We start from the raw sequence: 14,507 nt of genomic DNA on the forward strand, positions 1-14,507 counted from the left end.
AACCATCTTCTAATCTATTTTAGAAGATGAAGAAAAATTAAAGCGTATCTTTTCTAAATACAATGTGGAAAGTATTGCATCGCTTAGAGAAATATTTTTAAATAAAGATACAGATGACTTTAAGCTTTTAATCTCAAGGAAGAAAGATGAATTAAATAGATTAGAAGATGGTTTTACAGCAGAAAAAGTTTATAAAGAAAAAACTTTAGAAGAGTTGGATCTAGAAATTAGAAACAAGAAGCTTCAAATATCTAATTTAAATGGAAAAATTTCTTCACTTGAATCATCTGTAGAAAGATTAAAGGACTTGGAAGAAAGAGCCATGACACTAAAGAAGAAAAAGAAAAAACATATTAAGGACCTTCAAGATATAACTCTCGCAAGAGATAAGCTCTTATTTACTATTGATAATAATAGAGATAGTTATTTGCCAAAGCTTAAAAGTGCAATGGAAGAGACACTATCTGCTATTACGAATAAAAAATACGAACAAATTATTATAGATAAAGACTTCAATATAAAAGTTTTGGACAGCAGTCTAAATAATTATGTCGATGTAGAAAATTTAAGCCTTGGCACAATAGATCAAATTTACTTTTCTTTTAGAATCGCAATGGCAAAGATTCTATCTAAAGAAAAGCTACCGCTCGTGTTGGACGGACATTTTGATTCTTACGATGATTACAGGCTAAATAAAACTTTGAAATTTTTAGAAAATTATGGACAAATTTTAATTTTCACAAGTTCAAAGAGAGAAATTGAGTTATTAGATAAAAATAATATGAATTACAATTTAATAAATTTGAGGTGAATATGATTTACGCTATAGGAGATTTACATTTTGACTTTTCAAAAGAAAAACCTATGGATATTTTTGGTCTCAATTGGGAAAACCATGAAGAAAAAATCATAGACAATTGGAAAAAAACTGTTAAAGAAGACGACTTAGTGCTACTTCCAGGAGACATCTCTTGGGGATTAAAACTTGAAGATGCTCGTCTTGATTTAGAGAGAATAGATAATCTACCTGGGATAAAGATAATTTCAAAAGGAAATCACGACTACTGGTGGTCTTCAATGAACAAAATGGAGTCTTTAAATTTAAAGAAGACAAAATTTTTGCACAACAATTCCTATGAATATGGTGACTATTCAATTGTCGGCACTCGTGGTTGGGCTGCGCGTGACTCATTTGAATTTTCAGAAAATGATGAAAAGATATATATGAGGGAAGTGGGAAGGCTAAAGAATTCTCTTGATACGGCCAAAAATAAAAAAATTATTGCAATGCTTCATTATCCACCTTTTAATCAGGATTTAACACCAAATGAATTTTCCAAAACATTAAGTGAATATGGAGTAGAAAAATGCGTCTATGGTCACTTACATGGCAAAGGTCATAAATTTAAATTTGAAGGTGAATTTTTGGGTGTTGAGTATATTTTTGTAGCAAGTGACTATTTAGATTTTGATTTAAAGTTAATTAGGGAGGATTAATGGAGCGAGAAATAGAGGTAAAAATTTTAAATATTGACACAGATGCTTTTGAAGAAAAATTAAAGCTTTTGGGAGCAGAGTTTGTCAGAAAAGAAAACCAAGTAAATATAACAATTAATTCATACAAACATCCTATTTTAAAAGAAACAGGATATCTTAGAATAAGAGTTTCAGAAACTAAAGGCGAAATTAAAAAATATTTTACATTTAAAGAGAATGTTTCAACAAAAAAGGTAAGAGACAATATTGAGCATACAGTTGAAATTGACGATGAGGATGAACTATTAAAAATTTTAGAGCTTTTAGGTTATGATGATATCTATAAGGGAACTAAAGAGAGGACAAAATATGTTTATGAGGGCCTAACTATAGACATAGACAAGTGGGATGAAGCGACTTATCCCTATGCGTATGTGGAAGTCGAAGGGCCATCAATTAATGAAATTTACAGCTTTGTAGACAAGTTAGAGATAGATAGAGAAAATATTTCGACACTTTCTATTGCAGAGCTAAAAGAAAATTTAAAAAAATAGTGTGACATATATAATAATTATGTTATAATATTTATATCTTAAAGGGGGATGTTATGACTAAGTATAATTATATTAAATGGTTCGATGAAATTGGCAAAGACGATGTAGGAATCGTTGGTGGTAAAGGAGCAAACTTAGGAGAGCTTACAAGCTTTGGTTTACCAGTGCCTCCAGGATTTTGCGTAACAGCAGGTGGATACAAAAAATTCATCGAATATGCTGAGCTTGATGAAATTGTAAAAGTTTTGATGGAAGCAGTAGATGTTGATGACATTGACGAACTTGAAAATGCTTCTAAACAAATTCAAGAAAAAATTGTTGAAAAAGAATTTGATCCAGAACTAGAAGAAGAAATTTTATCTGCTTACAGAGAATTTTCTGAACTAATTAATGTTAAAGATCCAGAAGTTGCCGTTAGATCTTCAGCAACAGCAGAAGACCTTCCTGATGCATCCTTTGCAGGACAACAAGATACTTACCTTCATATCAGTGGTGAAGAAGAACTTCTTAAACATATTAGAGATTGCTTTGCATCACTTTGGACATCAAGAGCAATTTATTACAGGGAAAAACAAAAATTTGATCACTTCGATGTAGCTCTATCTGTTGTTGTTCAAAAAATGGTAAACTCTGAAAAATCAGGTGTAATGTTTACTGCAAACCCAATCAATTCAAACACTGATGAGATGATGATTAACGCAAGCTACGGCTTAGGTGAAGCAGTAGTTTCTGGTATTGTTACTCCAGATGAATATATTATCGACAAAAAAACAAGAAAAGTAATAGAAAAAAATATCAGCGAAAAAGAATACATGGTAATAAAGAAAAAAGATACAGTTGGAACAGAAGTAGTTAAAGTTAAGGATATCCTTGGCGAAGGAGCTATAAAGAGCGAAGCTTTATCACCAGAAGAACTACAAACTCTAATCGAAAGAGGACTTAAAGTTGAAGAACTTTACGGTTCAGTTCAAGATACTGAATGGGGATTTGACGCTGATACAAAAGAATTTTATTTCTTACAATCAAGACCAATTACTACAATTAAATCAGAAGAAAAAGAAAAACTTGTAACTTTAGTTAAAGGACTACCAGCTTCTCCAGGAATTGGAAGAGGTAAGGTAAAACTTATAAAAGATATCTCTGAAATTAACAAAATCGAAGAAGGAGACATCTTAGTAACTGAGATGACTAACCCTGACATGGTGCCAGCAATGAGAAAATGTGCAGGAGTTGTTACAGACGAAGGTGGAAGAACTTGTCACGCAGCAATAGTATCTCGTGAACTTCAAATTCCTTGTATCGTTGGTTCAAAAACTGCTACTAAAGTTTTAAAAACAGGAGATGTTGTAACTGTTGATGCAACAAGAGGTATTGTGTTTGAAGGAGAAGTTCTAAAAGAAGAAGCAAAAGAAAAAGAAACTCAAACAAATAATAGTGCTTCAATTGCTAATTTAGACGAAATCAGAAGCCTACTTGCTCCAACAACAGCAACAAAGATTTACATGAACCTTGGCGAACCAGATTTAATTGATAAATATAAATCTCTACCATTCGATGGAATTGGACTTATGAGAACAGAATTTATCTTCACTAACATGATTGGTGCTCACCCAATGTATTTAGTTAAAACAGGTCAAGGAGACCTTATGATAGAAAAACTTTCAGAAGGAATCTCCAAAGTTGCACAAGCAATCTTCCCAAGAAACCTTGTTGTAAGAATGAGTGACTTTAGAACTAATGAATTTAGAGGACTAAAGGGTGGAGACGAAGTAGAACCTATAGAAGCAAACCCAATGATCGGTTGGAGAGGTGTTTCTAGATACATTTCACCTGAATACGAAGAAGGATTTAGACTTGAATGTAGAGCAATGAGAAAGGTAAGAGAAGAATACGGACTTACTAATGTTATTGCAATGCTTCCATTTGTTAGAACTCCTGAAGAATTAAAAGTTGTTAAGGGAATAATGGCAGAAGAAGGACTAGTTCAATCTAAGAACTTCAAAATTTGGATAATGGCAGAAGTTCCATCTGTAGTACTTCAAGCTGAAGAGTTCGCTGAACTTGTTGATGGATTCTCAATTGGATCAAATGACCTTACTCAACTAGTAATGGGTGCAGACAGAGACTCTGGAATATTAAATAATATGGGATATTTTGACGAAAGAAACGACGCGGTTAAAATTGCACTTAAGACAATAATTGACGCTGCAAACAAAAAAGGAATCACTTGCTCAATCTGTGGACAAGGACCAAGTCAATATCCTGAGCTTGCAGAATTCTTAGTAGAATGTGGAATTACATCAATGTCAGTAAATCCAGATACTGTAGAATATACAAGAAGACTTGTAGCTTCTGTTGAGCAAAAAATAATTCTTAAAAAATTAAGAAGCTTATAATAATATAATATATTTAGTTTAAAATAATAAAACGAAGATGTTTTGATTTTTAAAGCATCTTCGTTTTTTTTGTAAAGTATTAAGTTCATTCATCTATGCGATTATTTATAAAATTAGTCAAAAAGACTTACATATGTTTATAATCAAAAAATAATGCTGTTAGGCTTTTTGAAAATAAATATTTTTCAATTTCTACATTGCAAGTATCTTCTTTAAATTTAATTACATTTTCAATGTAGATTTTGTAGCCTTCTTCGATAAAGACATTGTAGTTTTTTGATCTAGTCTTTGGTGGACCGGGATAAACATATGGCATTGGCATTCCGCCTGTACAACAAGACTGTGCAGCAAATGTCTCCACTGTAAATTCTTCTGCTGACTTGTTTTCTAAATATTCTTTTGCTTCCCTTGATATTTGTATTTTCATAGGCATCTATTTCTTAATTAATGTCACAAAAAAGTCGCTAGGTTCTATGGCCTTTATTGCAACAGAGTTAACGCCGTCAAACTTTAAAATTTTGCCAGGATCAAGTTCGTATTTTTCTTCATCGTCGACAAGAACTTTAATTTTTCCTTTTACAATTGTAATAATAACATCATTGCCAGGGTGAGAGTGTTTATCTACAACTTCATTATTAGCAAGTGATTTTTTTATTACTGTATAATTTTCATCGCTAAAAGATTTTCCTGGACTATTAGACAAAAATGCCTTCATTCCTTCACCTCGTCCGTTTCTTTTTCCTTTTCAACTACTTCAAGACCTTCTGTTATAGCTTCTTCTGGCTCTTCTTCTTTTTCAAGATTAAGGTCTTTTCCTTCTGTAATGTGTTCTATGAAATTATTCGTAGTATCAATGTCCTCAATTTTATAATCTTCCATACCTTTTAAGAAAGTAGAAAGATTAATAACTTCTTCTTTATAAAGTTTTCTAATAATTTCGTCTATATCTTGAGAATTTTTGCGAACAAGTTCTGATCTAATTTCATTTAAAATTTTTATTTTTTCAAGATCATAGTTTTTCGCAAACTTTTGTAAATCCTCATAAATAATATCTGTAATAGTAGGGTTTAACCTTGAGTCATTGATACTAAAAGTAAGTGGTCCATGAGTTACAGATTTATTAATTGACATATTTGATTTTGAAAATATATCATAGCGCTCATAAATCATATTTCTAGCTGACGCTCGATTTTCTAGAGCTTCATTTAATTCAAAGTTCTCCGTAGCTATGATAACAAAATCATAACCCATAAACTGAAAATCATTTGGTATTTCCATTTCCTTAAGCTTTAATTTGCCTTCAGAATTTTTTTCGATTTCTAAGATTTCTCCGCCAAAGCTTTCTGCAATCATATATATTTCTGCTTCCGTGTCTATTACAGATTTTAGTGCAGATAGAGCGAGGAAACCTCCGCCAAATATAAGGATATTTTTGTGGGCTGTGTCAAGTCCAACCGGTAAAAAACGCATAGCATCACTCCTTTACTCCATTATACCCTATAACGCATTAAATTACTCGTATATTATTGCATATTAATTAAATCAAACATTTTAGCATAAATTTAGTATTTCTGAAATACAAATGTAATATAACTTACTATTTGAGCCGCTTTTGTGTGTTATAATAATGATAGTATGTATTTAGGATATGGAGGTTAGAAATATGAAATCTAATAATCTAAAAAGAATAGCAGCGATTGGTTTAGCAGCAGCTACACTTATGCCAAGCGTTGCATTTGCAAAAGAGTTTAAAGATGTTACGAAATCAAACAAGTATTCTTGGGCATATGATTACATTGATACTTTAAGTGATAAAGGAGTTATTGAAGGTTACGAAGATGGTACTTTTAAACCTGAAAGACCTGTTTCATTAGAAGAAACTTTAAAATTACTATTTGAAATTATTAACCCAAGTGATGCTGAAGTTAAAGAAGCAGTTGAAAAATATGGAAAAATTGCCACTGACAATGGTGTTAAAGAATGGGCAAAAGAATGTACTTCATACGCTCTTTCTAAAGGAATTATAAGCGAATCAGTTCTAAAAAACGCAAATGAAAATGGATTCTTTGATTACAAAGATCAAAAATTCCCAGTAAGAGCTGACATTGCAGTATTTTTCGCAAAAGGTCTTGGACTATCAAATAGTGGAGACGAATCTCTATTAAAACACAATGACAAAGATAAAATTAACGCAACAACTAGAGGATATCTTGCATCACTAGTTAAAGAAGGAATCTTTTCTGCAACAGGATCTGATGGAAATTTCGAAGGCGACAGATACATCAGACGTTCAGAAATGGCAAAAATCACTAAGATGAGCTATGACTATGTAGAAAAGAACGGAGTTAATGCTAAAACTGAAAAGATGACAGGTAAAGTATTAATGGTTACTAAACTAAATGGTGCCGATGTTCTTATAATCGAATCAGGAAACAACAAATATTCTTTCTCTATTAATACTATGACAAAGTATAAACTTGGAGACAAAGATGCAAAATATGAAGATGTTAAGAACGGTCAAGAAATTGAAGTAGAATACACTAAACTTTCTGGAGACGACAAATTAGGAACTGCTAAAGTTGTAACTATTAAAAACGCAAACCTAGACTCAGTTGGTTATGTAAATTCACTTGATTCATCTAAAGACGAAATAACTATAAGATATAGAAGCAGTGATAAAGATCTTAACTTCAAGACAACAGCAAAAATTTCAACTTCAGACACTAAGACTTTTAAAGTTGCAAAAGATGCAAAACTTGAAGCATTTGGAAATAGCATAAACCTTGGAACAATTAAGAGTGAAGACTTAGTTGAATTTAAAACTAATGACAAAAATGAAATTTCAGAACTTAAATTATTCCCTAAAAATGCTGTAGTAAAAGGTGAAGTAACTTATCTAAATGACATCGACAGAGCTAATGGAACACTAAGACTAAAATTAAAAGATAAGAAGATTTACGAATTCTACACAACTAATGACACAAGAGACTTAGGAAACATTAGAGTTGGTGATGAAGTGACACTAAGCACTTCTTACAAAGTAGCTCTAGGACTTGGAAATTTAAATGAAAGTCAAACTCTAACAGGAAAGATTGTTGATTACGACAAGGGAGGTAGCTATAATTCAGGATATTTAATTCTTGAAAAATCTTCTGGAGGAAGAGCTGAATACAAACTATCTAGAGATGTTGAAGTAATGATTAATGAAAATCTTTCTGATTCACAACCTAAAGATTTAGTTGGAAAATATGCATTAATTGAATTAGATAGAGATGGCTATGTTGATAGAATTTATAAAATCGATAAGGATTCTATTGTAAATGCAATGGTACAAGTTGTTAGATATGACTACAATAACAATCCATTCTTTGAAGATAAAGAAATAAGCAACAAAGCATTAGTTATTCAATCTGACAATAAAGAAATAAAGCCAACAGGATATGTTTATCTAGGAAGCAAAAACCCTTATAAACAATATACAGTTTTACAAATCAACGGTGTGTTGAATGACAGGGATGAACTTAAAATTATAGAAGAAAGAGAATTAGGTAATCCTGGAAAAGAACTTGATACAGACTCTAAATCAACTTTTAAAGACTTAAGAGATTTCAGACCATATGATCGTTATGCTAATAATGGATATAGAGATTCTGATAGAGACGTTAACGCATATTATTAATAATTAAATTATAAAGTAGAAGCTCTTTGGGGCTTCTATTTTTTATTGCTCTCACTTAATCCTATGTTATAATATAGTTTGGAGTGATGAGATGAAAAAGAAAAATATTTTAACTCTTAATTTAGTTATTGTGGCACTGATGATGCCAAATAATATTTTTGCAAAAGAATTTAAAGATGTTAAGCGAAGTGGTAATGTCGCTTGGGCCTATGAATATATAAATGAGCTTTCTGATAAAAATATTTTAAAAGGCTACGAAGATGGAAGTTTTAAGCCAAATAATGCTGTAAGCTTTTTAGAGACTATGGAAATTATAAAGACTATTAAAAATCCATCGAAAGATACATTAAATGATGCAGTTAATAAGAATTTAGAATTATTAAATGCAAATGGAGTCCCAAGCTGGGCAAGAGATGCTGTTGCTTTTAATATTGAAGAGGGAACTATTACGGAAAAAACTTTGACAGAGGCAAAAAAACGCGGCTTTATTGAATCAAGAGTTTATCCAAATAGAAACTCAATTGCAGTTTACTTTGCCAGAGCTTTTAAAATTAACGAGAGCACAGATACATCAAATTTAAAATACACAGATAAAGATAAAATTGCACCGATGACTCTAAAGTATTTGCCAGAGCTTGTCAATGCAAAAATATTTTCTGCAACAGGTTCCGATGGATTATTTAATGGAAATAAGGCAATAAGACGAAGCGAGATGGCTGCCATTACATCAAGAACATTAAGATGGACTGAAGATAATAGTTCAGTAATTGAAGATGACAACTCAGCGGGAGAGTCTTTAATTCCAGATGACGAGAAAAAACCTATAGAAGATAATACAGCTGATGATATGAGTAATAATGAAGGTGAAATTAAGGATGACTTGGGAGAATCAATAATTAATGATGATTCATCTAAGGATATGCCAGTCGAAGAGAAAGAGACGAATGAAACTGTAAATTTCTCGGGAGAAGTTACTGATATTTTAGACGGCGGAAGTGTAAAATATTTAAAAGTTAGAATTAGAGAAACTGACAATTCTAATTTTGCCAAAGATAATATTATTACAATTCACACAAGTAGAGTCTATAAAATAGGTGATATTGTATCAGGCAGTGGAAATTTAAAAAACAATAGTCTAATGGATATAAAATTAAATTAAATTTATAAAATGGCTGTTTTAAATAGACAGCCATTTCTAGTTGGAGGAAAAATGGATTTTTTAAATAGAATGGAGATAATGTTATCTTCAGAAGATATTGAAAAAATAAAATCAAAATCAGTGCTTATTTTTGGACTTGGTGGAGTTGGCGGTTCTTGTGCAGAGACCATGGCAAGATCTGGCATTGGCAGAATAGGTATTGTCGATAAAGATGTTTTTGATGTAACTAATATAAATAGGCAAATTTTTGCAACTATGGATAGCATAGGAAAAAACAAGACTGATGTTGCAGAAGAAAGACTTCTTTCGGTAAACCCAGAATTAAAAATCGATAAATATAATATAAATTTTTCAAAAGAGACTGCACAAGATATTAATTTTAATGATTATGACTACATAGTCGATGCAATTGACACTGTCACTTCAAAGATTGAGCTAATAGAAATTGCGACAGAGCTTAATATTAAAATAATTTCTTCAATGGGAGCAGGAAATAGACTTGACCCGACAGCTTTTGAAATTACAAAAATTGAGAAGACGAAAAACGATCCCTTGGCGCGAGTAATGCGAAAAAAATTAAAAGAAAAGGGAATTAAAAATGTGCCAGTCGTCTGCTCAAGAGAGATTCCAATTAAGACAAGTAACAGGACTCCTGGATCAATTTCTTTTGTTCCGCCTGTTTGTGGAATGATACTGACCTTCTTCGTCATAAGAGACATATTAAATTTGAATTAATAGCTAAAAAAACATATAATATTTACAAATGGGTGAAAATATGGATATTAATACTTTAAATGACAAACAAAAAGAAGCTTTGCTTGCCACAGAGGGGCCAGTGCTTATTTTAGCAGGAGCTGGCAGTGGAAAGACTCGAGTTGTGACGAGCAAAATTGCATACTTAATTGAAGACTTAAATGTTGCTGAATGGAAAATTTTGGCAATTACTTTTACAAATAAAGCAGCTAACGAAATGAAGGACAGAGTCAGCGCTTTGATTGATAAAAATGTTGACTCAATGTGGATTGGAACATTCCACTCTATTTGCGTTAGAATTTTAAGAAGAAATATTGAAAAGCTAGGATATACACAAAACTTTACAATTTATGATCGCGACGACCAACTCACAGTGGTTAAAGAAGCGATAAAAGAATTAGGACTAAATAAAGATATGTATAGTCCAAGAGCTGTAATTTCAAATATTTCGAATATAAAAAACCAGGGAATTGATCCTAAGACATATATTAGAGAAAACGAGACAGATTTTTATAAGAAAAATATTGGAGAGCTTTACAGTTCATATGAAAATAAATTAAAGTCAAACAATGCACTTGATTTTGACGATTTACTTATTAAAACTGTAGAACTTTTAAAATCAAATGATGATATTCTAAAATTCTATCAAAATAAATTTGAATATATTTTTGTGGACGAGTATCAAGATACTAATGGCATCCAATATGAACTTATTAAGTTAATTGCAGGGAAGGATCCAAACCTTACTGTTGTTGGAGATAATGACCAATCCATTTATAAATGGAGGGGCGCAGACATAAGAAATATTTTAAACTTTGAAAAGGACTTTCCAGGAGCTAAGACGATAAAACTTGAACAAAATTATCGTTCCACTCAAAATATTTTAAATGTTGCAAATACTGTAATTCAAAATAATAGCGAAAGACTCGATAAAAATCTCTGGACATCTCGCGGTGTTGGAGAAAGTGTAAAATATAAAGAGTTTAGGGATTCTTACGAAGAAGAGTATGGAGTAGTGGAAAAAATAGCTGCTCTAAACTATAAGGGAAGAGCTTTTAAGGACATGGCAATTCTTTACAGAACTAATGCTCAGTCAAGGGGATTTGAAGAGGCACTAGTTAGAGAGAGAATTCCATATAAAATTGTTGGAGGACTTAAGTTCTACGACAGGATGGAAGTTAAAGATGTACTTGCATATTTAAAAGTAATAAGCAATCCCTATGACAATGTGAGCCTTGCAAGAATTATAAATAGACCAAAAAGAGGCATTGGCGAGACAACTGTAAATGATATTTTAGAATATGCAGACAAAAATAATCTTTCATTTTATACAGTCGTAACAGAAATAGATAGTTATGAAGATTTAAACATAAGGGCGAGAAAGAATGTAAAGAGTTTTGGCAATGTTTTAAAACTTTTGCGCGAACGTTCAAAAGAAATGACAGTTGGACAAATCTTTGAAGAAGTGCTGTATGAAAGTGGCTATGTAGAAGATTTGAGACTTCAAAATACAATCGAAGCCAAGACTAGACTTGAAAACATAGAAGAGCTTCATTCAAACATTATGGAGTATGACAAAGAGGGCGTTGAACTTGCTGAATATTTAAATACTCTATCGCTTTTATCTGATGTTGATAAGACTTCAGAAGATACTGGTGTAAATCTTATGACTCTTCACTCAGCCAAGGGTCTTGAATTTAAAGTGGTATTCTTAGTTGGAATGGAAGAGGGACTTTTCCCAAATTCACGATCACTTGACGATGAAGAAGACCTTGAAGAAGAAAGAAGGCTCTGCTATGTTGGGGCAACTAGAGCAGAAGATGAGTTATATATTTCATCATGCAGGACAAGAACTATTTTTGGACGTTCAACTCCTGCAATAAAATCAAGATTTATTGGCGAGATGCAAGACACAATTGAGATTATAGAAGATAAAAATAAAAATCTCGTAAATGTTGTGGACTATGGTTACCAAACTAAGAAAAGTACTAAATTTACTGGAATGAGCGCAACATCTACTAAACCTAGTGAACAGGGAGCCTCCGATACAAAAGATATTAAAGTTGGCGATAAAGTTAAACACAAAATCTTTGGCAAGGGCATGGTCGTTCAAAAGAAAGAGAAGAATGGAGATTATGAAGTTGTAGTTTCTTTTGACAAAAAAGGTCTCAAGAAACTCATGTTATCTGTTGCTCCATTAAAGGTGGTGGATTAATGGATAAAATTCAAGAGATGAAGGATCTAATTGAAGAGATTGATAAGTTAAACTATCATTACTACACACTTGATGATCCAATTGTTTCTGACAAAGAGTATGATACGCTTTACAATAAACTCCTTGCTCTTGAAAAGGAAACAGGAACTGTACTTCAATATTCTCCAACGACAAGAGTTGGTGGTGCAATACTTGAAAAATTTGAAAAGCACACACATTTAGCAAGACTATATTCACTTGACAAGGCACAGAGTGAAGATGAGCTTCGCGATTGGTTTAACAGAATACAAAACTTCGTTAAGGATTATAATTCTAAAAACGATGATAAGCTTCCTGAACCTGAATTTATAATTGAGCTTAAGTTTGACGGCTTGACAATAAATTTAACCTATGAAGATGGAATGTTAAAGATGGCCTCAACTCGTGGAAATGGTATAATTGGAGAAGAAATTTTAGACCAAATAAAGACAATTTATTCAATCCCACTTAAAATAAATTACAAGGGCACTTTAGAAATTCAGGGCGAAGGACTTATGCCACTATCTGAACTTGCAAAGTATAATGAAGAAAATGAAGAAAAGTTAAAGAATGCAAGAAACGCAGCAGCCGGAGCTCTTAGAAACCTTGATCCAAAAGAGACAAAGAGGAGAAACTTAACAGCTTACTTTTATAATATTGGATACACTGAAGAAGAACTTTTTAAAAACGACGATGAGATGAAGGAGTTTTTAAAAAATGAAGGTTTTAAGACATCTAATGTTAATTATAAAGTGAAGTCTTTCGACGGTATCATAAAAGAAATAAATAATATTGAAGACAATAGAAATAAATTAGATATTTTAATCGATGGTGCAACTATAAAAGTAAATGACTTTAAGACTAGAAGACTCATGGGATATACAAATAAATTCCCAAGGTGGGCAATTGCCTATAAGTTTGAGGCAGAAGAATCATCAACAGTTTTAAGAGAAGTTATCTGGAATGTTGGAAGAACTTCAAAAGTAACTCCTACGGCAATCCTTGATCCAGTTGAAATTGGTGGAGTAACTATTAAAAGGGCAACCTTAAATAATTATGACGATATTCTAAGAAAAAAACTAAGACTCGGTTCAAGAGTTTTGATTAGAAGATCAAATGATGTAATTCCAGAAATTATGGGCGCACTTCCGACAGAAACAAAGACAGAAGAGATTAAAAAACCGACTCACTGCCCATCGTGCAATTTCCCTCTTTACCAAAACGGAGTTCACATATTCTGTCCAAACACGCTATCTTGTGAACCGCAGCTAGTTTCTAGACTGACTCATTTTGCATCAAGAGATGCCATGGATATATATGGATTTAGTGAAAAGACAATTAAAAAATTAATGTCGGCCGTTCACTTGCATGAGATTCCAGACATTTATAGATTAAAAGCAGAAGATTTATTAAAAATAGAGGGCTTTAAAGAGAAGAGAACAAATAATATTTTAAATGCAATTGAAAACTCAAAAGATGTTGAGCTTGCAAATTTTATTTATGCGCTTGGGATTTTAAATGTTGGAATAAAGACTGCAAATGACTTGGCAGACCATTATAAAAGCTTTGAAAATATTAGACATGCAAAGGCAGAGGATTTAGTAAATGTTGGTGACATTGGAGAAATTACAGCTTCAGAAATTGTAAAATTCTTTGCCAATGATATAAATAAAAATGCTATTGACGAACTGTTGGAATTTGGTGTAAAACCTAAATATACTGATACCAAAAAGAAAACCCAAAAGTTAGAGAACTTGACCTTTGTAATAACTGGAACTATGGATAGACCTAGAAAAGAAATTACAGAGATATTGACAAGTGAAGGGGCAAAAGTTACAGGGTCTGTTAGCAAGAACACTGATTATCTTCTAATGGGAGAAAATCCTGGTTCAAAATATGACAAAGCCAAAGACCTTGGTGTAAAAATAATTAGTCTTGATGAATTATTGGACTTAATAGGAGGTTCAAATGGATAAAAAAGAAATAAAGCATATAGCTGACATTGCACAAATTCATTTTTCTGATGAAGAACTAGAAGAATTTGAAGAAAAGTTTAACGAAAATTTAGTATTAATTGAAAAGATAAAAGAAGTTGATACTGAAGGAATCGAAGAAGTTTCTCAAGTAAATGGAACTGAAAATAATTTTAGAGAAGATGAAATTTCAGAGTCACTTTCAGAGGAAGAAGCTCTAGAAAATGCACCTTCAAAAAAATATGGATATTTCAAATTAATTAAATTTGTAGAATAGGGGGCCA

General features: G+C 32.0%; 13 protein-coding genes. 10 read left to right on the forward strand and 3 right to left on the reverse strand.

Translation table 11 applies throughout. The features are described from left to right. Positions 1-64: 64 nt before the first annotated feature. From ACOX6R_RS01820 to ppsA, 4 genes are read left to right on the forward strand one after another with little or no spacing between them, the layout of a single operon-like run. Entirely contained in the window at positions 65-811 is a 747-nt protein-coding gene (locus ACOX6R_RS01820) for an ATP-binding protein (protein WP_433446640.1), read from the forward strand. A 2-nt stretch (positions 812-813) separates the two neighbouring features. Further along, positions 814-1,497: a metallophosphoesterase gene (locus ACOX6R_RS01825; protein ID WP_433446642.1), complete on the forward strand. Its 684-nt coding sequence runs from the start codon at positions 814-816 to the stop codon at positions 1,495-1,497. Next, a complete protein-coding gene (locus ACOX6R_RS01830) occupies positions 1,497-2,030 on the forward strand; it encodes a class IV adenylate cyclase (protein WP_433446644.1) in 534 nt (177 codons plus the stop codon). Before ACOX6R_RS01825 ends, ACOX6R_RS01830 begins: the two co-directional genes overlap by 1 nt. A 53-nt stretch (positions 2,031-2,083) precedes the next feature. Beyond that, positions 2,084-4,426, forward strand: coding sequence for a phosphoenolpyruvate synthase (gene ppsA, locus ACOX6R_RS01835; protein WP_433446646.1), 2,343 nt, complete (start codon positions 2,084-2,086; stop codon positions 4,424-4,426). A gap of 127 nt (positions 4,427-4,553) precedes the next feature. Here ppsA and ACOX6R_RS01840 read toward each other — a convergent pair whose 3' ends face one another. The 3 genes from ACOX6R_RS01840 to ACOX6R_RS01850 are packed head-to-tail and all read right to left on the reverse strand — an operon-like array spanning position 4,554 to position 5,896. Next, positions 4,554-4,853 (reverse strand): CC/Se motif family (seleno)protein, encoded by a 300-nt coding sequence (locus ACOX6R_RS01840; RefSeq protein WP_433446648.1) that lies wholly within the window; start codon positions 4,851-4,853, stop codon positions 4,554-4,556. Between the two features lie 6 nt (positions 4,854-4,859). Then, complete coding sequence (locus ACOX6R_RS01845) at positions 4,860-5,141, reverse strand: DUF1637 domain-containing protein (protein ID WP_433446650.1); 282 nt, start codon at positions 5,139-5,141, stop codon at positions 4,860-4,862. Next, positions 5,138-5,896 (reverse strand): precorrin-2 dehydrogenase/sirohydrochlorin ferrochelatase family protein, encoded by a 759-nt coding sequence (locus ACOX6R_RS01850; protein ID WP_433446652.1) that lies wholly within the window; start codon positions 5,894-5,896, stop codon positions 5,138-5,140. The genes ACOX6R_RS01845 and ACOX6R_RS01850 overlap by 4 nt, the downstream gene beginning before the upstream one ends. Before the next feature lie 193 nt (positions 5,897-6,089). Between ACOX6R_RS01850 and ACOX6R_RS01855 the strand changes: the two genes are divergently transcribed. The 6 genes from ACOX6R_RS01855 to gatC all read left to right on the forward strand — a co-directional run bounded on the left by ACOX6R_RS01855 (position 6,090) and on the right by gatC (position 14,500). Then, complete coding sequence (locus ACOX6R_RS01855; protein WP_433446654.1) at positions 6,090-8,105, forward strand: S-layer homology domain-containing protein; 2,016 nt, start codon at positions 6,090-6,092, stop codon at positions 8,103-8,105. 91 nt (positions 8,106-8,196) lie between these two features. Further along, positions 8,197-9,264, forward strand: coding sequence for an S-layer homology domain-containing protein (locus tag ACOX6R_RS01860; RefSeq protein ID WP_433446656.1), 1,068 nt, complete (start codon positions 8,197-8,199; stop codon positions 9,262-9,264). 51 nt (positions 9,265-9,315) lie between these two features. After that, positions 9,316-9,999 carry a tRNA threonylcarbamoyladenosine dehydratase gene (locus tag ACOX6R_RS01865; RefSeq protein ID WP_433446658.1) on the forward strand — a complete coding sequence of 228 codons (684 nt, stop codon included), beginning with the start codon at positions 9,316-9,318 and terminating at the stop codon, positions 9,997-9,999. Positions 10,000-10,039: 40 nt separating this feature from the next. Next, positions 10,040-12,232, forward strand: coding sequence for an ATP-dependent helicase (locus ACOX6R_RS01870; RefSeq protein WP_433446661.1), 2,193 nt, complete (start codon positions 10,040-10,042; stop codon positions 12,230-12,232). Beyond that, positions 12,232-14,226 (forward strand): NAD-dependent DNA ligase LigA, encoded by a 1,995-nt coding sequence (gene ligA / locus ACOX6R_RS01875; RefSeq protein ID WP_433446663.1) that lies wholly within the window; start codon positions 12,232-12,234, stop codon positions 14,224-14,226. Before ACOX6R_RS01870 ends, ligA begins: the two co-directional genes overlap by 1 nt. Further along, entirely contained in the window at positions 14,219-14,500 is a 282-nt protein-coding gene (gene gatC / locus ACOX6R_RS01880) for an Asp-tRNA(Asn)/Glu-tRNA(Gln) amidotransferase subunit GatC (RefSeq protein WP_433446665.1), read from the forward strand. Before ligA ends, gatC begins: the two co-directional genes overlap by 8 nt. Positions 14,501-14,507: the final 7 nt, after the last annotated feature.

This window comes from Peptoniphilus sp. (assembly GCF_050943655.1).
Taxonomy (GTDB): domain Bacteria; phylum Bacillota; class Clostridia; order Tissierellales; family Peptoniphilaceae; genus Peptoniphilus_A.

Excerpts from the sequence above, each read along its gene's own strand:
- ligA (WP_433446663.1), top strand. The coding sequence starts at position 12,232 with ATGGATAAAATTCAAGAGATGAAGGATCTAATTGAAGAGATTGATAAG.
- ACOX6R_RS01845 (WP_433446650.1), bottom strand. The coding sequence starts at position 5,141 with ATGAAGGCATTTTTGTCTAATAGTCCAGGAAAATCTTTTAGCGATGAA.
- ACOX6R_RS01830 (WP_433446644.1), top strand. The coding sequence starts at position 1,497 with ATGGAGCGAGAAATAGAGGTAAAAATTTTAAATATTGACACAGATGCT.
- ppsA (WP_433446646.1), top strand. The coding sequence starts at position 2,084 with ATGACTAAGTATAATTATATTAAATGGTTCGATGAAATTGGCAAAGAC.
- ACOX6R_RS01825 (WP_433446642.1), top strand. The coding sequence starts at position 814 with ATGATTTACGCTATAGGAGATTTACATTTTGACTTTTCAAAAGAAAAA.
- gatC (WP_433446665.1), top strand. The coding sequence starts at position 14,219 with ATGGATAAAAAAGAAATAAAGCATATAGCTGACATTGCACAAATTCAT.
- ACOX6R_RS01865 (WP_433446658.1), top strand. The coding sequence starts at position 9,316 with ATGGATTTTTTAAATAGAATGGAGATAATGTTATCTTCAGAAGATATT.
- ACOX6R_RS01870 (WP_433446661.1), top strand. The coding sequence starts at position 10,040 with ATGGATATTAATACTTTAAATGACAAACAAAAAGAAGCTTTGCTTGCC.
- ACOX6R_RS01850 (WP_433446652.1), bottom strand. The coding sequence starts at position 5,896 with ATGCGTTTTTTACCGGTTGGACTTGACACAGCCCACAAAAATATCCTT.
- ACOX6R_RS01860 (WP_433446656.1), top strand. The coding sequence starts at position 8,197 with ATGAAAAAGAAAAATATTTTAACTCTTAATTTAGTTATTGTGGCACTG.
- ACOX6R_RS01855 (WP_433446654.1), top strand. The coding sequence starts at position 6,090 with ATGAAATCTAATAATCTAAAAAGAATAGCAGCGATTGGTTTAGCAGCA.
- ACOX6R_RS01840 (WP_433446648.1), bottom strand. The coding sequence starts at position 4,853 with ATGAAAATACAAATATCAAGGGAAGCAAAAGAATATTTAGAAAACAAG.